The sequence below is a fragment of the Geodermatophilus sp. SYSU D00705 genome (assembly GCF_054050135.1).
Map to the genome: position 1 here is coordinate 1 of NZ_JBJGYT010000047.1, position 24,129 is coordinate 24,129.

Annotated in this window: 22 protein-coding genes; 6 read left to right on the forward strand and 16 right to left on the reverse strand. The window is 73.0% G+C overall.

What is annotated here, in order from left to right; genetic code table 11:
- Positions 1-78: 78 nt before the first annotated feature.
- The 9 genes from ACI78Q_RS22035 to ACI78Q_RS22075 all read right to left on the reverse strand — a co-directional run bounded on the left by ACI78Q_RS22035 (position 79) and on the right by ACI78Q_RS22075 (position 8,820).
- Positions 79-1,011, reverse strand: a complete 933-nt coding sequence (locus ACI78Q_RS22035; protein ID WP_456925601.1) for an SDR family NAD(P)-dependent oxidoreductase — start codon at positions 1,009-1,011, stop codon at positions 79-81.
- A 179-nt stretch (positions 1,012-1,190) separates the two neighbouring features.
- Positions 1,191-1,421 carry a hypothetical protein gene (locus ACI78Q_RS22040; RefSeq protein ID WP_456925602.1) on the reverse strand — a complete coding sequence of 77 codons (231 nt, stop codon included), beginning with the start codon at positions 1,419-1,421 and terminating at the stop codon, positions 1,191-1,193.
- A complete protein-coding gene (locus ACI78Q_RS22045; RefSeq protein ID WP_456925603.1) occupies positions 1,418-2,488 on the reverse strand; it encodes a hypothetical protein in 1,071 nt (356 codons plus the stop codon). Before ACI78Q_RS22045 ends, ACI78Q_RS22040 begins: the two co-directional genes overlap by 4 nt.
- Positions 2,485-3,039: a UGSC family (seleno)protein gene (locus tag ACI78Q_RS22050; protein ID WP_456925604.1), complete on the reverse strand. Its 555-nt coding sequence runs from the start codon at positions 3,037-3,039 to the stop codon at positions 2,485-2,487. Before ACI78Q_RS22050 ends, ACI78Q_RS22045 begins: the two co-directional genes overlap by 4 nt.
- 17 nt (positions 3,040-3,056) lie before the next feature.
- Entirely contained in the window at positions 3,057-4,184 is a 1,128-nt protein-coding gene (locus ACI78Q_RS22055) for an ABC transporter ATP-binding protein (protein ID WP_456925605.1), read from the reverse strand.
- Positions 4,181-5,293, reverse strand: coding sequence for an ABC transporter ATP-binding protein (locus tag ACI78Q_RS22060; RefSeq protein ID WP_456925606.1), 1,113 nt, complete (start codon positions 5,291-5,293; stop codon positions 4,181-4,183). The genes ACI78Q_RS22055 and ACI78Q_RS22060 overlap by 4 nt, the downstream gene beginning before the upstream one ends.
- On the reverse strand, positions 5,290-6,183 hold the full coding sequence (locus ACI78Q_RS22065; protein WP_456925607.1) for an ABC transporter permease: 894 nt from the start codon (positions 6,181-6,183) through the stop codon (positions 5,290-5,292). Before ACI78Q_RS22065 ends, ACI78Q_RS22060 begins: the two co-directional genes overlap by 4 nt.
- Positions 6,170-7,210: an ABC transporter permease gene (locus tag ACI78Q_RS22070; RefSeq protein ID WP_456925608.1), complete on the reverse strand. Its 1,041-nt coding sequence runs from the start codon at positions 7,208-7,210 to the stop codon at positions 6,170-6,172. The genes ACI78Q_RS22065 and ACI78Q_RS22070 overlap by 14 nt, the downstream gene beginning before the upstream one ends.
- The gene (locus ACI78Q_RS22075; RefSeq protein ID WP_456925609.1) at positions 7,207-8,820 is read right to left on the reverse strand and encodes an ABC transporter substrate-binding protein; all 1,614 of its coding nucleotides are present in this window, start codon (positions 8,818-8,820) and stop codon (positions 7,207-7,209) included. The genes ACI78Q_RS22070 and ACI78Q_RS22075 overlap by 4 nt, the downstream gene beginning before the upstream one ends.
- Positions 8,821-9,175: 355 nt before the next feature.
- On the opposite strand from ACI78Q_RS22075, the gene ACI78Q_RS22080 reads away from it, so the two are divergent.
- On the forward strand, positions 9,176-10,021 hold the full coding sequence (locus ACI78Q_RS22080; RefSeq protein WP_456925610.1) for an IclR family transcriptional regulator: 846 nt from the start codon (positions 9,176-9,178) through the stop codon (positions 10,019-10,021).
- A gap of 39 nt (positions 10,022-10,060) precedes the next feature.
- Here ACI78Q_RS22080 and ACI78Q_RS22085 read toward each other — a convergent pair whose 3' ends face one another.
- From ACI78Q_RS22085 to ACI78Q_RS22100, 4 genes are all read right to left on the reverse strand, one after another.
- Entirely contained in the window at positions 10,061-11,065 is a 1,005-nt protein-coding gene (locus tag ACI78Q_RS22085; RefSeq protein ID WP_456925611.1) for an amidohydrolase family protein, read from the reverse strand.
- 12 nt (positions 11,066-11,077) lie between these two features.
- Positions 11,078-12,172: a zinc-dependent alcohol dehydrogenase gene (locus ACI78Q_RS22090; RefSeq protein WP_456925622.1), complete on the reverse strand. Its 1,095-nt coding sequence runs from the start codon at positions 12,170-12,172 to the stop codon at positions 11,078-11,080.
- A gap of 194 nt (positions 12,173-12,366) precedes the next feature.
- The gene (locus ACI78Q_RS22095) at positions 12,367-13,497 is read right to left on the reverse strand and encodes an alpha-hydroxy acid oxidase (protein WP_456925612.1); all 1,131 of its coding nucleotides are present in this window, start codon (positions 13,495-13,497) and stop codon (positions 12,367-12,369) included.
- A gap of 120 nt (positions 13,498-13,617) precedes the next feature.
- On the reverse strand, positions 13,618-15,228 hold the full coding sequence (locus ACI78Q_RS22100) for an ABC transporter substrate-binding protein (RefSeq protein ID WP_456925613.1): 1,611 nt from the start codon (positions 15,226-15,228) through the stop codon (positions 13,618-13,620).
- 266 nt (positions 15,229-15,494) lie between these two features.
- Here ACI78Q_RS22100 and ACI78Q_RS22105 point away from each other — a divergent pair, with 266 nt between their 5' ends.
- Both ACI78Q_RS22105 and ACI78Q_RS22110 read left to right on the forward strand, forming a co-directional pair.
- Positions 15,495-16,094, forward strand: a complete 600-nt coding sequence (locus tag ACI78Q_RS22105; protein ID WP_456925614.1) for a nitroreductase family protein — start codon at positions 15,495-15,497, stop codon at positions 16,092-16,094.
- Positions 16,095-16,119: 25 nt separating this feature from the next.
- Complete coding sequence (locus ACI78Q_RS22110; RefSeq protein ID WP_456925615.1) at positions 16,120-16,884, forward strand: SDR family NAD(P)-dependent oxidoreductase; 765 nt, start codon at positions 16,120-16,122, stop codon at positions 16,882-16,884.
- On the opposite strand, the gene ACI78Q_RS22115 is transcribed toward ACI78Q_RS22110, so the two are convergent.
- Together ACI78Q_RS22115 and ACI78Q_RS22120 are read right to left on the reverse strand one after the other, a co-directional pair.
- Positions 16,881-17,870, reverse strand: coding sequence for an IS481 family transposase (locus ACI78Q_RS22115; protein WP_456925616.1), 990 nt, complete (start codon positions 17,868-17,870; stop codon positions 16,881-16,883). The two genes, ACI78Q_RS22110 and ACI78Q_RS22115, sit on opposite strands and share 4 nt — an antisense overlap.
- Positions 17,871-18,243: 373 nt before the next feature.
- Positions 18,244-18,486, reverse strand: a complete 243-nt coding sequence (locus ACI78Q_RS22120) for a hypothetical protein (RefSeq protein WP_456925617.1) — start codon at positions 18,484-18,486, stop codon at positions 18,244-18,246.
- Between the two features lie 730 nt (positions 18,487-19,216).
- On the opposite strand from ACI78Q_RS22120, the gene ACI78Q_RS22125 reads away from it, so the two are divergent.
- The 3 genes from ACI78Q_RS22125 (at position 19,217) to ACI78Q_RS22135 (ending at position 22,928) form a co-directional block, all read left to right on the forward strand.
- The gene (locus tag ACI78Q_RS22125; protein WP_456925618.1) at positions 19,217-20,200 is read left to right on the forward strand and encodes an AraC family transcriptional regulator; all 984 of its coding nucleotides are present in this window, start codon (positions 19,217-19,219) and stop codon (positions 20,198-20,200) included.
- A 324-nt stretch (positions 20,201-20,524) separates the two neighbouring features.
- Positions 20,525-21,229, forward strand: coding sequence for a response regulator (locus ACI78Q_RS22130; RefSeq protein ID WP_456925619.1), 705 nt, complete (start codon positions 20,525-20,527; stop codon positions 21,227-21,229).
- A gap of 202 nt (positions 21,230-21,431) precedes the next feature.
- On the forward strand, positions 21,432-22,928 hold the full coding sequence (locus ACI78Q_RS22135; protein ID WP_456925620.1) for an AAA family ATPase: 1,497 nt from the start codon (positions 21,432-21,434) through the stop codon (positions 22,926-22,928).
- A gap of 711 nt (positions 22,929-23,639) precedes the next feature.
- Here the strand turns inward: ACI78Q_RS22135 and ACI78Q_RS22140 are convergent.
- Positions 23,640-24,129, reverse strand: a 490-nt coding sequence (locus ACI78Q_RS22140; protein ID WP_456925621.1) for a DUF1636 family protein, incomplete at its 5' end; no start/stop codon positions are given.

Below are 24,129 nucleotides of genomic sequence, written 5' to 3' on the forward strand. Positions count from 1 at the left end.
GCCCCCGCCCCCCCCCCCCCCCGCCCCCCCCCCCCGCCCGCGGGGGGCCGCCGGGGGCCCCCACGGCGCCCGTCCGGATCAGGGGGCGGGGGTCTCGTCCAGGGGGATCAGCGGGACCGGCCCGGCGAGGTCCTCGGGGTCGGCCGGGAAGTAGGCGAAGTTCTTGGCCCGGGCGCCGCCGTCGACGACGAGGTCGGTGCCGGTGATCAGCCGCGCGTAGTCCGAGCACAGCCACGCGACCGCGTGGCCGATGTCGGTCGGCGTCCCGGTGCTGCCCATGGGGACCAGCGGCGGGCGCTCCCCGCTCCAGCGGGCGGGACGGCGCCACGGCTCGTCCCCTGTGTTGCCGCCGAGGCCGCCGCCCTTGCGGCCGGCGTTGAGCATGTCCGCCGGGCGGCCCTGGGCCGCCAGCTCGGCGAGCAGCTCGGGGTTGTCGATGGTGGGGGCGGTGGGCGTGTAGCTGTTGACCCGGATGCCGTAGGGCGCGAGGTCCATGGCGGCGGCGCGGACGAAGTTGTTCACCCCGCCCTTGTTGAACGCGTAGGCGATGACGCCCGCCGACCCGTTCCAGCCGTTGGACGACGAGATGCACACGATCGAGCCGCGGATGCCCCGCTCGGCCATGGCCCGGCCGACGATCTTGGTGTTGAGGAAGTAGCCGAGGCCGGAGACCTTGATCGACCGCTCGAAGGTGCCCGCGTCCTCGTCGAGCACGCCCTTGCCGCCGAGCATGGCGGCGTTGTTCACGAGGATGTCGATGCGCCCCCACCGCTCGAGGACGGCGTCGACGTAGCCCTGCACCGCGCTCTCGTCGGTGACGTCGCCCGGCGCGGCCATCGCCTCGCCGCCGTTGCGCTCGATCCGCGTGATCGCGGTCTTGATGACGTCGTCGTCGACGTCGTTGCAAGCGACCTTGGCGCCGTACCGGGACAGCGCCAGGGCGATGCCGCTGCCGATGTTGGGGCCGACGCCGGTGACCAGCGCGACCTTCCCCTCCAGGGAGATCTCCACGTCCGTGCTCCGTTTCCGTCGTGCCGGGCTGCGGCCGGGGCCGCAGCGGTCCTGGGGAGCCCGCTCGTCTCGCGGGCACGCCACGGACCCGTGGGCGGACTGCGCCGCGCCCACGGGTCCGTGGGGTGGGTGTCGCGGCGGGAGTGGACCCGCCGGTGTCACCGGGTGGAGCCGGTCGCTCAGCCCTTGTCGGCCGGGTAGGTCAGCCGGATGCTCTCCGGCTGCACCCCGAGCACCGGGGCGAGCATCGACTGCATGAGCGGCTTGGGCACGAGGCACTCCTCGCACGCGTCGGGCCCGGCGACGATGGCGACGTTCGCCGAGTCGCCCTGCACGTCGACGTCGAGCCGGTAGTCGTCGGCCTGCAGGGTCTGCTTCAGCTGGTCCAGCTGCGCCTGGTCGATGGTCACGGGGACACCTCCTGGAGGGTGGTCGGCCGGGACTGGGCCGACCAGCGGACGGGCACCGAGCGACCGGACCACGTGGCCCAGCCGAACGGACGGAAGACCATGGAGATCGCGGCGTTGGCCGCCCCGGCGACGATGACGGGGATCTCCGCGGGTGAGGGCATCATCGGGAACGCCTCGTCGGTCTCGGCGGGACCGCCGGGGCCGCCGGCCTTGCCGGCCGCGACGAGCTCGCGGTGGCTGCGGGTGGCGTGCTCGAAGAGCCACTGCTGGACGTCGGCCCGGCTGTACCCGGCATCGGCCAGCACGTTGGCGTGCTCGGGCCCGAGCACCAGACCACCGGTGGAGTGCCGGAGGCCCAGGTAGGCGCCCATGCGGGCCAGCGAGTCGGCGAAGTCCCGCAGGACCGCCTCGGCGCTCTCGGTGTGCCGGTTGTCGACGTACTCGCAGCACCGGATGAGCATCGCCGACACCGCGTCGACGCCGGGCTCGAGTCCGCCGACGGCGCTGAACGGTTCCCACGGCGAGAGCTCCTCGTTCTCGCCGATGAGCAGCTGCCACCGGCCGGGCACGCCCTGGGTGGCCTGCTCCAGCTCCTGCGGCTTGATGCCGTAGCCGTTGCGCACGATCAGCCCGATGGCCCGCGCGATGGTGGCGTTGGCCCGGAAGCCCGGCCCGAACACGCCGCCGGCGCAGTTGATGCCCAGCCGCCGGCGCACCGGGCCGTTGACCACGAGCAGCGGCGCGGGACCACTGGTGGACTGCCAGGCGCCGCCGTTGGTGGACGGCTCACCGTTGAGGGCGTCCCACGCGGCCAGCACCACGGGGAAGTACTCCGGCTCGCACCCGGCCATGATCGCGTTGACCGCGGCCTGCCGGAGGGTCACCCGGCGGCCCAGGTGCTCCTGGGCACCGATGATCTCGTCGGGGTCGCGGTCGGTGGTGGCGAGGAACTCCTCGACGTCCTCGGCCGTGGCGGGGACGACCGGCAGGCCGTCGGTCCAGCCCTGCTCGTAGCAGTACCGGATGGCCTCCTTCGCCGTCCGCACCGGGTCCTCGACCGTGGTCACGAGGCCACCGCCGCCGACGAGCGGGTCAGCATGCCGACGATCTCCGGCAGCGCCTGGACGGCGCGTTCGCGGACGCCCTCGCGGGACAGGCTCGCCACCGGGTGCGCGGTGGTGACGTACTCGTAGCCCGGCGTCCCCTGCAGGTTGGCCATCGCGTCGGCGCTGACGCGGAAGGCGTCGCTGCAGATGACGGCGGCGGGGATGCCGGCCGCCTCCAGCTGCAGCCCGTCGGCCACGGCGGAGGCACTGCAGGACCCGCAGTCCCCGACGCCCACGACGACGACGTCGGTCTCGCCGCGGAACTCCTCGAGCATCTCGGCCGGGGCCGGGTGCACGATGCTCGGCTTGGTCCGGGTGAGCACGGTCCGCACGCCGTGCTCGGACTCCAGCAACGCCGACAGCTCCTCGAGGAAGTCGGCGGCGTTGCGCTTGGTGTTCACCAGCAGCCCGAGCCGGAGGCCCGACAGCTGGGCCGGCCGCGTGGCCAGCGCCGTGCGGCCGCGGTCGTCGCCGGGCGCCCCCACGGTCGGGTCCACGATGCTGTCGAACACGTACCCCTCCTCCTGGGTCACAGGGCCTGCTGCGGAGCGGGCCGGGTCGGCGCGGCGGGCTGGGCCGGCACCGGCGGCGGGGCGAGCGTGGCACCGGCCGGCTTCGGCGGCAGGTCGGCGTCGACGACGTCCAGCGGGAAGTGGCAGGCCACCTGGTGGCCGGGCAGCCGCTCGAGCAGCTGCGGCGCCTCCTCGGCGCACTTGAGCTGCGCCCGCGGGCAGCGGGTGCGGAACCGGCAGCCGCTGGGCGGGTCGATCGGCGACGGCGGCTCGCCCGGCAGCGCGACGGGCCGGTGCGCGGCGCCGGTGACCGGGTCCACGCGCGGGATGGAGTCGAGCAGGGCCGACGTGTAGGGGTGCAGCGGCTGGCGGTACATGCCCTCGGCCGGGCCGATCTCGGCCAGCTGCCCGAGGTACATGACCGCCACCCGGTCGCTGACCTGCTTGACCATCGCCAGGTCGTGGGCGATGAACAGGTAGGAGAGGTTCAGCTCGCGGCGCAGCTTCTCGAAGAGGTTGAGCACCTGCGCCTGGATCAGCACGTCCAGCGAGGAGACCGCCTCGTCGGCCACGATGAGCGCGGGCTCCAGGGCGACGGCGCGGGCGATGGCCACGCGCTGGCACTGGCCGCCGGAGAGCTCGAACGGGCGCCGCTTGGCGTACTGGGAGGGGTCCAGCCCGACGAGGTCGAGCAGCTCCTCGACCCGCCGCTTGCGGGTGGAGGCGTTGCCCTGGCCGTGCCCGACCAGCGGCTCCTCGACCAGCTCGCTCACCCGCCAGCGCGGGTTCAGCGAGCCGAACGGGTCCTGGTAGACCATCTGCATCTGCCGGCGGGACTCCTTGAGTTCCTTGCGGCCGGCCTTCATCAGGTCCGTGCCCTGGAACTCCACGACGCCGGACCTGGGGCGGGGCAGCTGGATCACCGAGCGGGCCAGGGTGGACTTGCCGGAGCCGGTCTCCCCCACCACGCCGAGGGTCTCGCCGCGGTAGATGTCGAACGACACGTCCGACACCGCGTGCACCACGCCCCCCTTGACGCCCCCCGCGGCCTGCACGGGGAACTCCTGCACCAGGTTGCGGGCCCGCAGCAGCGGGGTGCGGGCACCCGACCGGTCCCCCGCCGTGCGCTCCTCGACCGCGGTCATCGCTGTTCTCCGTTCGCGGTGTGCTTGCCGGTGCCCGAACCGACCGGGTGCCAGCAGGCGAACCAGTGGTCGGGGTCGTGCTCGGTGAAGGGCGGCATCTCCAGGCACTTGTCGGTGGCGTTGGAGCACCGCGGCCGGAAGGGGCAGCCCTTGGGCAGCGCCGAGAGGTCCGGCGGCTGGCCGGGGGTGACCTCGAACAGCGAGTGCGGCTCGCGGTCCAGCGCCGGGATGGCCCCCAGCAGCGCGTGGGTGTACGGCATCCGGACGTTGGCGAACAGCACGTTCGTCGGGGCGTACTCCACGGCCCGCCCGGCGTACATGACGACGACGTCCTGGGCGTAGCTGGCCGCCAGCCCGAGGTCGTGGCTGATCATGATCACCGCCATGCCGAGCCGCTGCTGCAGCTCGACGAGGAGCTCCATGATCTGGGCCTGCGTCGTGACGTCGAGGGCGGTGGTGGCCTCGTCGGCGATGAGCAGCCGCGGCTCGCCGGCCAGCGCGATCGCGATCATGACGCGCTGGCGCATGCCGCCGGAGAGCTGGTGCGGGTACTCGTGGAAGCGCCGCTCGGCCGCGGGCAGCCGCACCAGCTTGAGCAGCTCGACCGCGCGGGCGTGGGCGCCCTTCTTGTCGAGGTCGCTGTGCAGCCGGACCGCCTCGGTGATCTGTGCACCGATCTTCATCGTCGGGTTCAGCGAGCGGGCCGGGTCCTGGAAGACCATCGCGATGTCGCCACCGCGCAGCGCCTGCATCTCCCGCTCGTCGAGGCCGAGCAGGTCGCGGCCGTCGAACCGCACCGAGCCGGAGATCCTGGCCGTCGGCGGCAGCAGCCCCATCAGGGCCCGGGAGCTGACGCTCTTGCCCGACCCGGACTCACCGATGATGGCCAGCATCGAGCCGGGGGCCAGCTCGTAGGACAGCCCGTTGACGGCGTTGATCTTCCGCCCGCCGCGGGTGAACTGGACCCGGAGGTCCTCGACCACCAGCAGCGGCTCGCCCGGGGTGGCCGCCGCGGCAGGGCGGTGCCGGCCGGCGGTGTCGGGGGCGATGACGCCCTCGGACACGATGGTGTCCTCCGTGGGGAAGGCCGCCGTGCGCTTGCTGCTCATCGACCACTCCAACGTGCACGCAGGTTCTCGCCGAGCAGGTTGAAGGCGAGGACGGTGACCAGCAGGGCCACGCTGGGCCAGACGACCAGCATCGGCGTCGCCGACAGGCTCAACTGGCCCGTGGAGACCATGTTGCCCCAGCTCGGGGCCGGGTCCGGGATGCCGAGACCGAGGAAGCTCAGCGCGCCCTCGATGATGATCACGATGCCCATGCCCAGCATCCCGAAGGTGATCAGCTGCGGGGCGATGTTGGGCGCCAGGTGCTTGAACAGCATCCGCCACGGCGACGTCCCGGCCAGCTGGGCGGCCGCCATGAACGGCATCTCCCGCAGGCGCAGCACCGCCGAGCGGGCGAGCCGGGCGAACGCCGGGACGCTGAAGAACGCCAGGGCGAAGATCGTGTTCGTCATGCTGGGGCCGAGCGCCTGCGCCACCGCCAGGGTGAGCACCAGCGACGGGAACGCGATCAGCACGTCGAGGACGCGCATGATGATCGTGTCGACCCAGCCGCCGACGTAGCCCGACAGCGCGCCGAGCGTCCCGCCGACCACCAGGCCGAGCAGGTTCACCGCGACCGCGATCCACAGCGACGACTGACCGCCGTTGAGCAGCCGCGACAGGATGTCGTTGCCGTTGGGGTCGGTGCCCAGGATGTGCCCCGGCGAGAGCGCCGGCTGGTTGCTCTCCAGCACGTTCCCGCCGACCGGGCTCGGCAGCGACAGCAGGGTCGGGCCCAGGAAGCAGGCGATCAGCACGAACGCGATGAGGCCGGCCGGGATCCACGTGCCGAGCTGGCTGCGCCAGCGTCGGCTGCGGCCACCGGCCCGTGCCTCGGCCTCGTCGACCTCCGGGCTGAGGGAGAACGACGGGGCAGGCTCAACGACTGCCATAACGGATCCTCGGGTCCAGGACGGCGTAGAGCAGGTCCACGACGAGGTTGGCGACCACCGCGACCAGCGCGAAGATCACGACCGCGGCCTGCACGACGACGAAGTCACGGGTGTTGATGGCCTGCAGCAGCATCTGGCCGATGCCGGGCAGGGCGAAGATCTGCTCGATGATCACGGTGCCGCCGATGAGCGCGCCCAGGTTCAGGCCGACGATCGTGATCAGGCCGAAGGACGAGTTCCGGAACGCGTGCTTGATCAGCACCGCCCAGGAGCCGACGCCCTTGGCGCGGGCGGTGGTGACGTACTCCTCCTGCTGCATCTGGTCGACCAGGTCCCCACGGAGGAACCGGGTGTAGTAGCAGAACAGCGGGAAGCCGATCGCCGCCGACGGCAGGATCATCCCGCGCAGGTTGGCCCAGAGCCCGTCCTCCAGCGGGGTGTAGCCGATGGCCGGCAGCCAGCCGAGCGAGACGGCGAACACGAGCACCAGGAGCAGCGCCAGCACGTAGTTGGCGACCGACAGCCCGAGGGTGCTGATCATCATGCTGATGCGGTCCATGAGCCCGCCCGGCTTGTGGGCGGCGAGAAGGGCCACCGGCACGGCCAGCACGAGCGAGACGACGAAGGCCAGGAGCACGAGCTCGCCGGTGACCGGCAGGCGGTCGGCGAGGATGTCGCTGACCGGCTGGCGGCTGACCAGGGAGTTCCCCAGGTCACCGGTGACGGCGCCCTGCAGCCACTCGAGGTAGCGGACCACCCCGGGCTTGTCGAGGCCGAGCTGCTGCTCGAGCAGCGCGATGTCCTCGGGGGTGGCCTCCGGGCCCAGCAGCTGCTGGGCGGCGTTGCCGGGGATCAGGCTGAGCACCCAGAACGTCAGGACCGTGACGCCCAGCATGATCGGGATGGCCATCAGCAGGCGCTTGACGACCAGCCGGAGGACCGGCGACCCGGTGACCCGGGTGAGGCGGGAGGCCCGCGGGCCCCGGCTGTGCGCCGGGACCCGCGGGGTGGCTGCCGTGGCGGTCACTGCTCCCGCCAGACCTCGTCCCAGATCACGCCCGTGTTCACCAGCAGCGGCGGGATCTTGGTGGTCAGGCCCGGGCCGTGCACGCCGGCGGCGGCGAGGTTGGCCGGCGCGAAGGCCAGGCCGAACGGCGCGTAGTGGTTCTCCGCGATCAGCTCGGCGGCCTGCCGGTACAGGTCCTCACGCTGCGCCTCGTCGATGGTCGCGGACGCGTCGTTCAGCAGCTGGTCCAGCGCCGGGTCGTTGACCCCGCTGTAGGGGACGCCGGAATTGAACCGGAAGCCGACGCCGACACCGGCGGCCGGGTCCCAGGCACCCGCGGTCTGCAGCATCGCCTGCCACTGACCACCGGTGAACTTCTGGATCACGCCCGACAGCTGGGAGTCCTCGATCGTGACCTCGATGCCGGCCTCCTGCCACTGCGTCTGCAGGGCGGTGTTGATCTGCGTCGCGACGTAGTTGCTGATCGTCCCCAGGTTGACCGTCAGGCCACCCAGCTCCTGCACGAGCTCCTTGGCCCGGTCCACGTCGTACTCCGGGTAGCCCTCGGTCTCCGGCATGTAGAACTTGCCGCCCGGGGCGGTGAAGTTCTGGCTGACCTCGTAGTTGCCGCCGAAGATGCCCTCGTTGATGGCCTCGAAGTCGGTGGCCGCGTAGATCGCCTCACGAGCCCGCGGGTCGTTGAACGGCGCGATCTCGGTGTTCAGCTGGATGACGTAGGGCGAGGTGGCCGGCTGGATGGTCACCTGCAGCTGCCCGTTGGCCTGCGCCTGCTCGAGCAGCGGGGTGGTGTTGAGCCCCTCGTAGGCCTGCGCCTGCCCCGCCTGCAGGGCCTGGTAGGCGGGCTGGTCGCCGCCGATCGACTGGAAGGTGAGCTTGTCCAGGTAGGGCAGGCCCTCCTTGAAGTAGTTCGGGTTCTTCTCCAGCTCCAGGACCGAGCTCAGCTGGTTCTCGACCACGGTGAAGGGGCCGGCACCGACGGGCTTGATCTTGAAGGCGTCCTCGCCCATCTGCTCCAGGGCAGTCGGGGACGCGATCCAGTTGACGTTGCTGGTCGGGAAGGAGGCCAGGATCGCCGGGAACGGCCGGCTGAAGGTGAGGGAGACGGTGAGCGGGTCGACGACCTGGATGCCGCCCTCGGCCAGCGGCCAGTTCGGCTTGCAGGTGCACGCGTTCGCCAGCGCCCGCTCCCAGTTGAACTTGACCGCCTCGGCGTCCAGCGGCGTGCCGTCGCTGAACTGGATGCCGTCGCGGAGCTTGACGGTGAAGCTCGTCCCGTCCTCGGACAGCTCGTAGCTCTCGGCCTGGTGGCCCTCGACGCGGGCGTTGGAGCCGTCGTCGTCGGCGCGGAGCAGGAACAGGCCACCGAAGATGGCCTGCTGCATCGCGATGTTCGAGCCACCGGTGGTGTTCGTCGCGGGGTCGAGGCCGGCCGGCCAGCTGCCCGCGAACGCTGCGTCCTCCAGGACGGTCAGCTCGCCGCCCGACTGCGGCTCGCCCACCGGTCCCCCGGTGCTGCCGGAGGCGGACCCTCCACTGTCGCCGCCACCGCCACAGGCCGACAGCGCCAGCGCCGCGGCGGTGAGAAGGGACAGGATCGTCCGTTGCTTCATGTAGGTGCTCCCCTTGGGGCCTGGGTGGATCGGGCTGGACGGTGTGAGCAGTCCGGAGGGACTCGCTCGGGCCGTCAGGGACGTGGGCACCCGCAGTGATGGGGGTCACGCGAGGCCTGACCAGATTCCGCGAGCGACCTGCCCGGAGACCCCGCCGCTTTCGCCCCGCGGAAGACAACTTCGGGGCTGCGGAGCGGACTGCCCGGTCCGCTCCGGGGCTCGGGCACGCACGGGGCCGGTGTGGCTGCCGTGACCCGGGCAGCGCCCTCCTCGGTGCTCCGGCGTGGCGGTCGCCACACCGCGGACACGGGCCGGTCCGCTCGTCACGGACGCCGCCGGGAGCGAAGCTGGGGCCATGACCAGACAGCTCCGCCCGGCTGCGGGAAGCGACCGCTCGTCAGCGACCCGGCTGGCCGGGCACGCCGGCGGGTCGGCGACGGCCGCCGGCCGCGTGCTGGCGGTGCTGGACGCGTTCGGCCCGGCGCACGCCTCCCTCACGCTCAGCGAGATCAGCCGGCGGTCGGGGCTGTCGCTCACCACGACCCACCGCCTGGTCGGGGAGCTCAAGAACTGGGGCGCCCTCGAGCGGGGCGCCGACGGCCGCTACGGCATCGGGCTGCGGCTGCTGGAGCTGGGCGCGCTGGCGCCGCAGGGTCTCCAGCTGCGTGAGGTGGCCGTCCCCTACGTCGACGACCTCCACCAGGCCACGCGGGCCAACGTGGTGCTGGGCGTGCGGGACGGGACGGACGTCGTCTACGTGGAGGCGCTGCGGGCCCGGGGCGCGGTACGGCTGATGAGCCGGATCGGCGGTCGGTGGCCGCTGCACACGACGGGGACCGGGCAGGTGCTGCTCGCCTTCGCCGGCCCGGAGGTGCAGGAGGAGGTCCTGAGCGGCCCGCTGAAGGGGTACACGCCGCACACCATCACCGACCCGGCCGCGCTGCGCCGGACGCTGGCCGAGGTGCGGCGCATGGGCGTGGCGGTCGCCGAGAACCAGCTGACCGCGGAGGCGCCCGCGCTGGCCGTCGCCGTCCCCGTGCGGGGTGCCGGCGACGAGGTGGTCGCCGCCCTCGGGGTGACGGTGTCGGCCGGCACGACGCAGCCGCAGGCCCTCGTGCCGGTGCTCAACGCCACCGCGCGCGGGATCTCCCGCGCCCTGGGCGCGCCGTCGGCACAGCCGGCGGTCCGCCGCCGGCCGTGAGCGCGGGGGCCCAGGCGGGTGCCCGGGCCCCCGGCGGGCTCAGCGGGTGGGCGCCATGCCCAGCCAGCGCCAGGCGTTGTTCCAGAGGATGTCCTCGAGGACGTCCTCGGGCAGCCCCATCGACTTCAGGGTGCGGCCGGCCGGCTCCTCGCGCGGCATGGCGGGGAAGTCGGAGCCGACCAGCAGCCGGTCGGAGCCGAGCAGGTCGATGAGGTAGGTCAGCGCCCGGCGGTCGAAGACCAGCGAGTCGTAGTAGAAGCGCCGCGCGAACTCCAGCGGCGACGGCCCGTCGTCGGGCATGACGGCGCGCTCGGGGTTCTTCGGCTCCTCGTTCCACGAGCCGCCCCAGAAGTACTGGTGGCGCGGGATCATCAGCGGGTAGCCGCCGGCCGCGTGGCTGAAGGAGATCCGCAGGTCGGGGCACTTGGCCGCGGTGCCGCCGGTGACCATGGAGGCCGCCGCGAAGGCGCCCTCGACGCCGACGACGTAGGTGCCCATGGCCGACATCGGCAGCCGCTCGGTCGGCGAGGGCATCGCGTGCACGAAGACCGACAGCCCCAGGCGCTCGACCTCGGCGAAGAACGGCAGGAACTTCTCGTGGCCGATCGAGGAGCCCAGGATGTTCGAGGCGATCTCGACGCCCTTGAGGCCCTGCTCCTTGATCGCGGCGAGCTCGGCGGTGGCGGCGTCCGGGTCCTGCATGGGGACCATGCCCAGGGCGATCAGCCGGGTCGGGTCGGCCTGCACCAGGGTGGCGCTGAACTCGTTGACGTGTCGGGCCAGCGACAGGCCGTCGTCCAGGGGGAGGTCGTAGCGCAGCAGCGGCGGCATCGGGGTGAGCACCTCGACGTCGACGCCGTTGGCGTCCATGGCCTCGATGCGGCGCTCGGCGTCGAAGAAGACGTCCTTGGCCTTGAACTGCATCTGCCCGAACAGCAGCGTGCGCGCGGTCTCGCCGTCCACGGCCTCCATGCGGGGGAAGCACTCGGGCGAGTCGGCCGGGTAGTCGTACGGCAGCAGGTGGGCGTGGGTGTCGATGAGCATGCGGTCCTCCGGTCAGAGGTTCGGGTGGACGGAGACGTGGACGGCGGACTCGCCGGACACCTCGCCGGCGAGGACCTCGATGGCGTGTGCCGTGTCGTCCAGGCCGAAGGTGTGGGTGTGCAGCCGCTCCAGCGGGAAGCGGCGGGACTCGATGAGCGCGATCGCCTCGGCCATCGCCTTGGCGTCGACGCCGAACGCGCCCTGGACGGTCAGCGCCCGGTTGATGATCAGGTCGGTGCGCAGGGGGATCTCGCGGTTGCCCTTGATGCCGGCGAGGACGACGCGCCCGCCGTGCTTGGTGGCCAGCAGCGCGTCGGTGACCGGGCCCGCGGCCATCGGGGTCAGCTCCAGGGTGACGTCGACGCCGCGGCCGCCGGTCAGGTCCTGCACCCGCTCGACGACGTCCTCGGCGGCGTCGCCGTCGACGACCAGGGCGTGGTCGGCGCCGAACTCCCGGGCCAGCGCCAGCTTGTGGGCGTCGGCCTCCAGGCCGGTGACCACGACCGTGCCCGCCCCGGCGGCCTTGGCGGCGATGACCGCGGCGATGCCGCGCAGGCCGGAGCCGAGCACGAGGACGGTGTCGCCGAGCTGGACCTGGCCGTAGTGGAGCGCCCACCGGACGCCGGCGCCCATCGAGTTGTACATGGCCGCGACCTCGACCGGCAGGCTGTTGTCGATCTTGTGGACGACGGACCCCGGGGCCAGGTACATGTACTCGGCGAACCCGCCCCACAGCGACGGCGCGACGTCGATCGGGGTGACGCCGTGGCCGCCGACGCGGTTGCGGCAGGCCTGGTAGTTGCCGACCAGGCAGTCGAAGCAGTTGCGGCACGGGATGACGACCTCGAGGGCGACCCGGTCCCCCGGCTGCACGCCCCAGCGCTTGGCGGCGTTCTCGCCGACCTCCTCGACGATGCCCATGGGCTCGTGGCCGGGGATGAACGCCGGGCTGTCCGGGCGCGCGTGGCCCTTGTAGAACTCGACGTCGCTGCCGCACAGGCCGTTGGCCTCCAGGCGGAGGAGGCCGTCGTCCGGCCCGACCTGGGGCCGGGGGAACTCCTGGATCTCGATCTTGCGCGGGCCCACCTGGACCGCGGCGCGCACCATGTCGGCCAATTCGTCCTCTTTCCTCGTACCGAGCCGGGAACCGGGCGCCGATCGGCGGGCGCCGTCCGGGCGCCGGACCCCGGGCGGGACCGCGCGGGGGCCCCGCACCACTCGTGTGCCGCGGGTCACGCTAGGTCGGCCGCGAGCGGCGTCACCACGGCACTTCCGCCGTGCGGTGGACCGGTCCCCCGTCCTCAGGCGGACGGCTGGAGGAGGAGACCGGGGTCGACGTCGGCGGGCGTGCGGCAGCCGGTGAGGGCCATGGCGCGCAGCAGCTCGGCCCGGAGCAGCTCCAGGACCCGCTCGACGCCGGCCTGCCCGCCGGCGGCCAGCCCGAAGAGGTAGGGGCGGCCGACCATCACCGCGGCGGCGCCGAGCGCGAGGGCCTTGAGGACGTCGGTGCCGCGCCGCACGCCGCCGTCCAGGAGGACCGGCACCCGCCCGGCCGCGGCCGCGACGACCGCCGGCAGCGCCTCGACGGTCGCCTGCACGCCGTCCAGCTGCCGCCCGCCGTGGTTGGACACGACGATCCCGTCGACGCCGGCGTCCAGCAGCCGCGGGACCTCCTCCGGCCGCAGCACGCCCTTGACCACCAGCGGCCCGGCCCACTGGTCGCGGACGAACGCCAGGTCGTCCCAGGTCACCGGCCGCGGCGAGGCGAGGACCTGCCGCTGCGTCGCCCAGGCCGACAGCCGGCCGTCGCGGCGCGTGGGCAGGTTGCCGCGGAGGAACTCCACCGCCCACGCCGGGCGCGAGGCGCCGTGCAGGAGCATCCCCGGCGTGGGGCGGACCGGCAGGGCGAAGCCGTTGCGGCGGTCGCGCTCGCGGCCGCCGAACACGGGCGTGTCCACGGTCAGCACCAGCACCCGGTAGCCGGCGGCGGCCACCCGCTCCAGCGCCGCCGGCACCTCCTCCCGCGCGGCCGGGAGGTACAGCTGGTACCAGAGCCCGCCCCCGCCGGCGCGGGACACCTCCTCCAGCGGGTAGCCGGTCACCGTGCTCTGCACGTAGACGGTGTCCTGGGCGGCCGCGGCGGCGGCGACGGCCAGCTCGGCCCGGCGGTGCGCGACCCGGCCGCCGCCGGTCGGGGCCAGCAGCACGGGCAGGGAGACCCGCCGGCCGAACAGCTGCACCGACGGGTCGACGTCGGCCACGTCGGCCAGGACGCGGGGCCGCAGCCGGATCTCCCGGAAGGCGGCCTCGTTGCGGGCCAGGGTCAGCTCGTCGTCGGCACCGCCGTCGACCATGTCGAACACCGGCCGCGGCAGGCGCCTCCGGGCCAGCTCGCGGACGTCGGCGAGGTTCACGGCCGAGCGCAGGCGCACGGTGCCTCCTTGCGGGCCCGGGGCCCGGAACGGCCCGGCGGGGACGGCCGGAGCCGTCCCCGCCGGGGATGAGCGGTCCCGCGGGCCCCGGTTCCCCGGGGCCCGCGAGCAGAGGGCGGGTCAGCCCTGGGCGCGCCAGACCTCGTCCCAGATGACGCCGGAGTTGACCAGCAGCGGCGGGATCTTGGTGGTCAGACCCGGACCCTGCACGCCCTCCACGGCGAGGTTGGCCGGCGCGAAGGCCAGACCGAAGGGAGCGTAGAAGTTGTCCGCGATCCGCTCGGCGGCCTGCCGGTACAGGTCGGCCCGGCCGTCCTCGTCCAGCGTGCCGGCCGCCTCGTTGAGCAGGGCGTCCAGCTCCGGGTCCGCGATGCCGCTGAACGGCGAGGTGGAGTTGAAGCGGAAGCCGACGCCGACACCGGCGGCGGGGTCCCAGGCGCCTGCGGTCTGCAGCATCGCCTGCCACTCGCCGGAGTTGAACGACTCCACGAGGCCGGAGAGCTGGAAGTCCTCGATGGTGACGTCGATGCCGGCCTCCTGCCACTGCGTCTGCAGCGCGGTGTTGATCTGCGTGGCGACGTAGTTGCTGATCGTGCCGAGGTTGACCGTCAGGCCGCCCAGCTCCTGCACCAGCTCCTTGGCGCGGTCCAGGTCGTACTCCGGGTAGCCGTCGACCTCGCGCTCGTAGAACTTGCCGCCCGGCGCGGTGAAGCCCTGGCTGACCTCGTAGGCACCGCCGAAGATGCCCTCGTTGATGGCCTCGAAGTCGGTGGCCCGGTAGATCGCCTCACGGGCCCGCGGGTCGGTGAACGGCCCGGTCTTGGTGTTGAGCTGGATGACGTAGGGCGAGGTCGCCGCCTGGATGGTCACCTGCATCTGCCCGTTGGCCTGCGCCTGCTCGACCAGCGGGGTGGTGTTCATGCCCTCGTAGGCCTGGGCCTGGCCGGCCTGCAGCGCCTGGTACGCGGGCTGGTCGCCGCCGATGGACTGGAAGGTGAGCTTGTCCAGGTAGGGCAGGCCCTCCTTGAAGTAGTTCGGGTTGCGCTCCAGCTCCAGCGTGGTGCTCAGCTGGTTCTCGACCACGGTGAAGGGGCCGGCGCCGACGGGCTTGATCTTGAAGGCGTCCTCGCCCATCTGCTGCAGCGCCGTCGGGGAGGCGATCCAGTTGACGTTGCTGGCCGGGAAGCCGGACATGACCGCGCCGTTGGGCGAGGTGAAGGTGATCGACACCGTCAGGGGGTCGATCACCTTGATCGGGTCGGTGGCCAGCTGCCAGGTCGGCTTGCAGCTGCAGGGCGCGGCGAGCGCGCGCTCCCAGTTGAACTTGACCGCCTCGGCGTCAAGCGGCGTCCCGTCGCTGAACTGGATGCCGTCGCGCAGCTTCACGGTCAGCGTGAGCCCGTCGTCGGACAGCTCGGCGCTCTCGGCCTGGTTGCCCTCGATGCGGGCGTTGGAGCCGTCGTCGTCGGCACGGAGCAGGAACAGGCCGCCGTAGATCGCCTGCATCATCGCGATGTTGGCGCCGCCGGTGGTGTTGGACGCCGGGTCCAGTCCGGTGGGCCAGCTGCCCGCGAACGCGGCGTCCTCGAGGACGGTCAGCTCGCCACCCTGCTGCGGTTCGCCGGCGGCGGCCTGGGTGCCGGTGTCGGTGTCGCCGGTGTCGCCACCGCCGCACGCGGACAGCGCGAGTGCGGTGGCCAGGAGGATGGACGGGATCGTCCTCTTCTTCATGTGGTTGCTCCCCTTGCTGGGTCGGCCTCGAGACAGGTGCGGGCTGAGCTGGGAGGTGCGGGTGGAGCCGCCGGCGGACCGCTGGTCACCGGCCGTGCCAGTGACGCGCGTCACTGCGTCGCACAAGATCCTGGGCGGCGCCGAGCGGACGGACCGGCGCTTGCACGTGGCGGAAGACAACTTCGGCACTGCCCGCTCCACCTGCGCGTTCGCGGATAACGAATCGGTCGCGATGGGCCGGGAGAGCGCCTGGCAGGGTGGGCGCCGTGGAGTTCGCTGACGTCGTCCGCCGTCGCCGGATGGTGCGGGACTACGACCCCGACCGGCCGGTCCCCCCGGAGGTGCGCGAGCGCCTGCTGGAGCACGCGATCCGGGCGCCGTCGGCCGGGTTCAGCCAGGGCTGGGCGTTCCTCGTGCTGGAGTCCGCCGAGGAGCGGGCGCGGTTCTGGGCGGCGACCACCGGCCCCGGCACCCCCGACCCCTGGCTGGTGCGGATGAGCCGGGCGCCGCTGCTGGTGGTGCCGATGTCGTCGAAGGCCGCCTACCTGGACCGCTACGCCGAGCCGGACAAGGGCTGGACCGACCGTGACGAGGCCCGCTGGCCGGTCCCCTACTGGGACGTCGACACCGGGATGGCGGCGCTGCTGGTGCTGCTGACCGCGGTCGACGAGGGGCTGGGGGCCTGCTTCTTCGGGGTCCCCGGCGAGCGGGTCGAGGCGTTCCGCGCCGCGTTCGGGGTCCCGGACACCCACCGGCCGGTCGGCTGCGTCTCGGTGGGGTACCCCGGCGCCGAGGACCGCCGCTCCCCCTCCCTGCGCCGCGGGCGGCGCGGCGTCGACGAGGTCGTGCACCGCGGTCGGTGGTGACCGGCGCCCCTGGTTGACTGCCGGCGTGACGATCGACGACGAGTCCCGCGCCGTCCTGGTCACGGGTGGCTCCCGCGGCATCGGCCGCGCCATCGCCCGGGCCTTCGCCGAGCGCGGCGACCGGGTCGCCGTCCACTGGGGCGCCTCGCGGGAGCGGGCCGAGCGGGTGCTCGCCGAGCTCCCCGGCGACGGCCACGTGCTGGTGCAGGCCGACCTCGGCGACGCCGCGGCGGTCGCCGGCATGGTGGACGACGCCGCCGCGGCCCTGGGCGGGCTGCAGGTGCTGGTCAACAACGCCGGGGTGTTCACCGCGCACCCGCCGCTGGCCACCTCCTACGAGCAGTGGCAGGAGGCCTGGTCGCGGACGCTGGCGGTCAACCTCGTCGGCGCCGCCAACGCCACCTTCCGGGCGGTGCCGCACCTGATCGCCGCGGGCGGGGGCGCGATCGTCAACGTCTCCAGCCGGGGCGCCTTCCGGGGCGAGCCCGACACCCCCGCGTACGGCGCGTCCAAGGCCGGTCTCAACGCCTTCGGGCAGTCGATGGCGCTCGCCCTCGCGCCGCACGGCATTGCGGTGGGCACGGTGGCCCCGGGCTTCGTGCAGACGGAGATGGCGCGGGAGGTGCTCGACGGGCCCGGCGGCGACGCGGTGCGGGCGCAGTCCCCCTACGGGCGGGTGGCCCGGCCCGAGGAGGTCGCGTCGGCGGTGCTGTGGCTGGCCTCGCCGGGGGCCCGGTTCTCCACCGGCACGATCATCGACGTCAACGGGGCCTCCTACCTGCGGAGCTAGCTGTACTGACCGGGCAGGTTGGTCAAGCGGGTGATGGGTGGATGAGCGCCGATACCGGTGTGGGGCCGGTGATGGTTGTAGGCGTGTAGCCAAGCAGGAAAGGCCGCCCGGCGGTCGGTCTCGCTGGCGAAGAACTGCGCGAAGGCCCACTCGGTGGTCATGGTGCGGTTGAAGCGCTCGACCTTGCCGTTGGTCTGGGGCCGGTAGGGCCGGGTTCGTTTCGGAGTGATGCCCAGGTTGGCGCAGGCGGCGGCCCAGTCGCGGCTGCGGTAGCAGCCGCCGTTGTCGGTGAGCACCCGGCGAGCGGCCACGCCGCGGTCTGCGAACCAGGCCACCGCCCGGCGCAGCACCGCAGTGGCAGTCGCGCTGGTCTCGTCGTCGTGGATCTCGGCGTAGGCCAGCCGGGAGTGGTCGTCGAGAACGACGTGGATGAACCCGTGGCGCATCAGCGGGTTGCGGTACTTGCTGCGGGCTCGGCCGCCGTCGGCGGTGCGGTTGGCGTGGCCCTGCTCGCGGCCGAGAAACCGCCAGCCGCCGCCAGCGGGGATGTTGCCCAGCTTCTTCACATCGGCGTGCAGCAGCTGCCCGGGTGCGGTGTGCTCGTAGCGGATCACCACCCGTTCGCGCCGCTCCAGCTGCGCCAGCCGGTTGATCCGGCAGCGATGCAGCACGGCACCGGCGGTCGAGGCGGCTACGCCGGTCGCCTCGGCCAGCCGCACCGCGCCCCAGCGCTTGCGCAGGCGCAACGACACGATCCGCTTGGTCGTGGCCTGATCGGTCTTGTGCGGGCTACCGAACGGCCGGCTGGAACGGTCGGCCATCCCGGCGGCACCCTCGACCCGATACCGCTCGGCCCACCGATCCGCGGTGGTCCAGGCGACGCCGAAGAACTCCGCGGCCCGGTTCTTGGGCCAGTCCTCCTCGACCACCAGGCGAGCCAGCCGCAGGCGCTGGCGTGGAGTCAGGGCGGCATTAGCGTGGAGCACGAGGACCTCCGGGAGCTCGTGGACTGGGTGCCTTCAGCAGCTCCACTCCACGCCCGGAGGTCCTCCCTCCACAAGATCAGTCAGCTAGACGCTGTGATCGCACACCCTCGACCAACGTCTCCGGTCAGTACAGCTAGCACTGTGTCCGCGACAGAACCGCCCGGCCGACTCGCGAGACCACCGCACCCCGGGCCGGACCTGGTGAACGTCCACGCAACGACGCTCCGGGACATCAGCGCAAGGCGTCCGGCTTGACGATGTCTCCGCGGGAACGCTCACCGGGCGACAGCCGCGACGTGCTTCCGGGGCCGGCGACCGGTCTCAGCGAGAGGGTGCTGCAGGAAGGCAGTGCCTGAGCTCCTCTGCCGACCGGTCACCGCACTGGCTCCCTGCCGACCGTGATCATCCGATCGATCGTTCGGACCCACGCCGCCTGGATGTCCCCGGGCTGACCCTCGACGACGTTCCTCAGGTCGGCGAGCGCGCTGGGTCCCTCGTTGACGAGGATCTCGAAGCTGAGCCGAAACACCAGCTCACAGATCTCCTCCAACTCCAGACCTGCATCGAGCAGAGGCTGGATGATCCAGTGCCGCTCCTCTTCCGTCAGCCACACCACGACTGACCTTCGCGGGGCGCGGCCCGGGTGGATGCACGCCGAGAGGTCGCCGACGGGACTTCGTCAGCCGACCACACGGGGACAGCGAGCCGGCTGGGATCAGGAGTTGGTGGGCACACCGAGCCCGACCCCGACCTCGACCCTGTCCCCGTCCCAGAGCGGCCGACTGTGGGACACATGCGGCCGACGGCGTTCCCACGCGAACGTGTGGGAGGGGGCTCGCCGCCGCAGCACCCTGTTCTCGGTTGGTGGGGGGGGGGGGGGGGGGGGGGGGGGCGGGGGGGGGGGGGGGGGGGGGGCGGGGGGGGGGGGGGGGGGGGGGGGGGGGGGGGGGGGGGGGGGGGGGGGGGGGCGCGCGCCCGCCCCCCCGCCCCCCCCCCCCCCCCCCCCCCACCGGGCTGAACCTCGGCCGAGTCGCGCACGAGCCCCATGGCGACGATCCCGTCCCCTGACCTGGTAGGCCGGCTCGTGGATGCCGCTCTCCCGGCGGGGATCGCTCCATGGCACCTCGTCCGCTGAACCTCGAGGGCGGCCGTGAGCGATCACGACCCAGGTCGTGGTCGAGGACACGGACGCGCAGGGCCACGCGCCCGGGCGGAGGTTTGTCGCTGTGGCCACGGTCGGCTCATGAGAGCCCGGGTTCAGCTCCCGCACGGGGCTGTCCAGATGGCACCCTCGGCTGTGCAGATGGTGGCGGTCCGATGACCGGGTGCCGCGGCGGAGGGAGACCATGACGGCGGAGCCGTTCGCTCGGTTCAGGGTGGCGCGGACATCCGACTTCGACGAGGCGTACCGGGCGATGCAGTCGACGTTCCTGCCGATGCGCATGCGGTTGCTCGAGCCGCTGCGCCCCCAGGGCGTGGCCCTGACGCTGAACGCGACACGCGTCGGTGATGTGACGGTCAGCTACGTCCGGTTCGGCCACGACCTGCGGATCGACACGGCCGAGGCGGAGGACTATCACGTCAACGTGCCGCTCACCGGCGAGACGGAGTCGCGTTCCGGCCTGCTGGAGCAGGTCCGGAGCACGCCTCATCGCGCGGCGATGTTCATGCCGGAGTTGCCCGCCGACATCGCCTGGCGCGCAGGCTGCGCGCAGTTCTGCCTGGTCCTTCCTCGTCAGCTCCTGCAGCAGGAGCTCGCGACGATGCTGGACCGACCCCTGCCCGGGCCGATTGCTTTCACCCCGGCCATGGATGTCACCAGCCCTTCGGGGCGGGCGTGGGTGGAGGCGGTGCGGCTGATCGAACGGCAGGCGAGCTACGAGCAGAGCCTGCTCGACCACCCTCTGGCGGCGGGCCATCTGGAGAGGCTGCTCATCGAGGGACTGCTGCTGGCCCAACCGCACAACTACAGCGAGGCGCTGGCCCAGCCACGTCTTCCGGCCGCCCCGCCGGCGGTCCGCCAGGCGATCGAGCTCATGCACGGCCGGCCGGAGCACCCCTGGACGACGGCGACGCTGGCCCGCCGTGTCGCGGTGAGCCCGCGGAGCCTGCAGGACGGGTTCGCCCGCTCAGTCGGCGTTCCGCCGATGCGCTATCTGCGGGACGTGCGGCTGCAGCGAGCCCGCAACGACCTGCGGGCCGCCGATCCCGGCAGGGTCACGGTGGCCCAGGTCGCCGGCCGGTGGGGCTTTCTGTATCCGAGCCGGTTCGCCGCGGCCTACCGCGAGATGTTCGAGGAGGGCCCGGCCCACACCCTGCGGCACTCTTGAGGGCCGGCACCTGGGGCGACGCCACGCGGCCAGGTGCACGTCTCGCGGTCTGCGCGAATCGCACCGAACTCTGCGCCGTGCGCGTAGACCCGCCCGGCCCGCCCCTTCTTTCATGGGAGCGCGGTTCCTGTCGGAGACACGGTCGAACAGTCGGCCCGCCCGCCGCACACGGAGCCGGGGCCCGAGGCCCGCCGCTCCCCGGTCCGCGCTGAGCACAGGCGCGGGGCGGCGGAGTGGTCGCCCCGCGGTCCCTCACCCGGGTGGCCCGCATCGCCGGAGGGGACGATCCGGTTCCGTTTGCCGCCGCGAGAGGAGCTGGTCACGGTGCCGTCGGACACGGACTCTGTGCGCGTCCTCGTGGTCGACGAGCAGGAGATGGTCCGCCGCGGGGTGGCCCAGGTGCTCGCCGGCGACTCGGCGATCACGGTCGTAGGCGAGGCCGGATCGGTCGCCCAGGCGCTGGCGCGGGGACCGGCGGTGCGGCCCGACGTCGCCGTGGTCGGCATGCGGCTGCCCGACGGCAGCGGTGCGGAGGTCTGTGAACGGCTGCGGGCCTGCGTGCCCGGTCTGCGGTGCCTGGTGCTGAGCAAGTGCTCCGACGGCGAGACAGTGGCCACGGCCGTGCGGGCGGGCGCGTCGGGGTACCTGCTCGAGCAGGTGCGGGCCCCGGAGCTGGTGGCGGCCGTGCGCAAGGTCGCCTCCGGCGGCACCGTCTTCGACGAGGAGGCGACGCCGGCGTCCCGCCGACGCACCGGCGAGCAGCACCATCCGCTGGAGCTGCTCACCCCGCAGGAGCGCACCGTGCTGCGGCTGATCGGCGAGGGGCTCACCAACCGCCAGATCGGCGACCGCATGGGGCTGACGGAGAAGACGGTGAAGAACTACACCACCAACCTGCTGGCCAAGCTGGGCATGGAACGGCGTACCCAGGCGGCGATCCTGGCCACCCGGTTACGTGACCGTCTGCTCGGCGAGAACCGACCGCCTGAAGACCGTCAGACGGTTCGCCGGGTGCTCGTGACCGACTGACGGGCGGCTTCGGCGGCTCGCCGGGTCGTCGTTCGACCTCTCCCCGAGACCGTGTCCGTGAAGCCGCCTTCTGTCACGGAGCGGCGCCCCGGGAGGTCCGCAGGCGATCGATCTGCGCCGCGACATCCGCACGCGTCGTCGCCCGGAGGTCGCCTACGCTGCCGGCTCACCAGTGGGATTTCCGGACGAGGTGGGTGGCCGCATGTCGGAGGGCTGGGCGGGTGGGGCCTCGGAGGCCGAGGCTCGGGAGTTCGCGGCGGCGTTCCGTTCCCTGCTGGCCTGGGTGCATGCACCCGAGGGCGGTGAGCGCAACGAGGTCGCCGCTCTGGTCAGGGAGGTGCTCGGAGAGGCCGGCGAAGCACAGTCCGTGGTCACCCGGCAGCTGCCGCCCTTCGAGCACGTCAACCTGCAGACCGCGCTCGACGCCTGGTCGGCCGAGGCGGGGCGGCGGGTCGAGATCCGCGGCATCGCGATGCCACCGCACTACGGTGGGATCACGCTCCAGCAATTGGTCAGCGGCGAGATGCTGCCGCCGCTGCGGCTCTCGCCGCCGGGCGTGGTGGATCTCCCGAACGGGCCGAACTCGACGCTGGCCTGCCTGCGGTTGGCACTGCTGCTGGTCACCGACGCCCTCGGCCGATACGTGTTGATGGTGCAGGAGCCCACCGAGGAACAGCCCGTGTTGACCGTCGAGGTCGCCGGGCTGCCGGTCCGGCAGGCGCAGGCCGTGCTGGGTGAGCTGGAGCGGGAGAGCCGTCGGCTGAGCGTCTACCGACGGCAGCTGGTGGAGGTGACGCTGACCCCGATGGGCACGGTCGGCCTGGACTTCCTCGACCCGCCGACCATCGGGCGGGACGACGTCGTCCTGCCCGAGCCGGTGCTGGACCGGATCGAGCGGCACGCCCTGGGGGTCGCCGAGCACCGGGCCGCGCTCGTCGCGGCGGGGCAGCACCTCAAGCGCGGTCTGCTGATCTTCGGCCCTCCGGGCACCGGCAAGACCCACACCGCCGGCTACCTGCTCGGTCGGATGACCGAGTACACCCGCCTGGTGCTCACCGGCCGGTCGCTGGGAGCGGTCGGCGAGGTGACCGAGCTGGCCCGTGTGCTCCAGCCCGCGGTCGTCGTCCTGGAGGACGTCGACCTCGTCGCCGCCGACCGATCGTTCGGTCCCGGCGCCAGCCCGGTGCTGTTCGACCTGCTGGATGCGATGGACGGCGCCGCGGCCGACGCCGACCTGCTGTTCCTGTTGACCACCAACCGAGCCGACCTGCTCGAACCCGCGCTGGCCGCCCGCCCCGGCCGGGTGGACGTCGCCGTCGAGATCGACCTGCCCGGCGCCGAGGCCCGCCGGCGGCTGCTCGAGCTCTACGGCCGCCACGTCCCACTGCGCCTCACCGACGCCGACATCCGGGCGGTGGTCGAGCGTAGCGACGGCGCGACCGCGTCGTTTCTGAAGGAGCTGCTGCGCCGAGCCGTGCTGGAAGCCCTGCGCGAGGATGGCGTGCTCACCTCCGTCAACGGGCAGCACGTGAGCCGCGCGCTGGATGACCTGCTCGACTCCACCCAGTCGGTCACACGCACCCTGCTCGGCGTCGGTGTCGACCCCGAAACCCTGCCCGCCGACGGCCCGGCGCCGATGCCCGCCCCCGCCGGGTGGTTTCCCCACGCAGTGCGCCACGTCCGGCGCCACAACTGGTGACACGACCCCCGCCCGCGCCGAGCCGATCCGCTGCTGCGGCGTACGGCCGGCCGGGCGTCCGCCACGCGGGACCGGCCGGTGACCCGGGATGGGTCACCGGATGCCTTCAGCGCGCCCATGGCGGCCCACTGACGGACACCGTCACCGCTGTGGGGTGCCGTATAAGTGACGGATCATGCGCTCGTGAGCGACGCCTCTCTCGCCCCCGACTCGGTCGGCCTCCACCCGGACGAAGCCGCGCGACGTTGTTCGGAGCGGGGCCTGGAACTCACGGTCGAGAACGATGAGTGGGTGTCGTCCTACTGGGGCCACGGTCAGCCCTGGCGCGTGACGGAGCAGTTGCCCAGACCCGGCGAGCGGGTGTCATCACGCGCGATCGTGGTCCGTGTGAGCCTGCGCGACCGACAGGGGGATGCAGGTGTCCGGGAACCGCGCCGCCCCTTGCCGCCAGACCCGCCCCAGCGGCTGTCGTGGCGTAGCCCAGTGCGCTGGTGGTTGATCGCTGTCTTCGCCCTGATCGGAGTAGGCTCGGCCATCGCGGGTGCCTGGTGGACGACAGTCAGCATGGCCGCCTTCGTGGGGCCGCTCTACTCGCCAGCATTGCCCACGAGCGCCGACAGGAAGGCGAGCGGCACCGCCCCTGAAGCCGCCTTGTGTCCCGGAGCGGCCCACTTGGGGACACCGGTACTCAGCGGTATCCCGGTCGCCAGGTCAGCGAGGCCGGGGTCCGAGGGTCCAGCGTCCGGTGGGCCGTCCGCGGAGTGGGTCCGGCCGAGCGGTGCCGAGGTCGCTGTCCGCTGAGCGTGGGGTGCGCTTGAGGGTGACCGAGCTGATCCGGTCGGCCAACTCGGCGGGGATCTCCCAGTCCTCGGGGGCGCCGGTGGCGCAGGCGTCGTGGGCCAGGGCGGCGGCGTACACGGCTTTGGCGTCGGACTCGTCGAGACCGGTGAAGCGGACGCGGGCCTTCTGCGGGGCGTCGACGGCGACGACGCCCTCTTCGGGGCAGCCGCCGAGGCACTGCACGTTGCGGATGGCGATGGGGTTGTCGGGTTCGTTCTCGGCGACCTGGACCAGGGCCGCGGTGAGGCGGCGACCGAACTCGCCGGTGGCGCGGGGGTCATAGCGGGGGCAGGTGCGACAGATCAGCAGCGTCATGGTGGCTTCCGGGTCGGGGTGCCGGCGGCCAGGGCGTGGCCTGGCC

Bases quoted from the DNA above. Each gene is read 5' to 3' on its own strand.
- ACI78Q_RS22055 (WP_456925605.1), bottom strand. From the start codon at position 4,184: ATGACCGCGGTCGAGGAGCGCACGGCGGGGGACCGGTCGGGTGCCCGC.
- ACI78Q_RS22060 (WP_456925606.1), bottom strand. From the start codon at position 5,293: ATGAGCAGCAAGCGCACGGCGGCCTTCCCCACGGAGGACACCATCGTG.
- ACI78Q_RS22065 (WP_456925607.1), bottom strand. From the start codon at position 6,183: ATGGCAGTCGTTGAGCCTGCCCCGTCGTTCTCCCTCAGCCCGGAGGTC.
- ACI78Q_RS22075 (WP_456925609.1), bottom strand. From the start codon at position 8,820: ATGAAGCAACGGACGATCCTGTCCCTTCTCACCGCCGCGGCGCTGGCG.
- ACI78Q_RS22080 (WP_456925610.1), top strand. From the start codon at position 9,176: ATGACCAGACAGCTCCGCCCGGCTGCGGGAAGCGACCGCTCGTCAGCG.
- ACI78Q_RS22085 (WP_456925611.1), bottom strand. From the start codon at position 11,065: ATGCTCATCGACACCCACGCCCACCTGCTGCCGTACGACTACCCGGCC.
- ACI78Q_RS22090 (WP_456925622.1), bottom strand. From the start codon at position 12,172: ATGGTGCGCGCCGCGGTCCAGGTGGGCCCGCGCAAGATCGAGATCCAG.
- ACI78Q_RS22100 (WP_456925613.1), bottom strand. From the start codon at position 15,228: ATGAAGAAGAGGACGATCCCGTCCATCCTCCTGGCCACCGCACTCGCG.
- ACI78Q_RS22125 (WP_456925618.1), top strand. From the start codon at position 19,217: ATGACGGCGGAGCCGTTCGCTCGGTTCAGGGTGGCGCGGACATCCGAC.
- ACI78Q_RS22135 (WP_456925620.1), top strand. From the start codon at position 21,432: ATGTCGGAGGGCTGGGCGGGTGGGGCCTCGGAGGCCGAGGCTCGGGAG.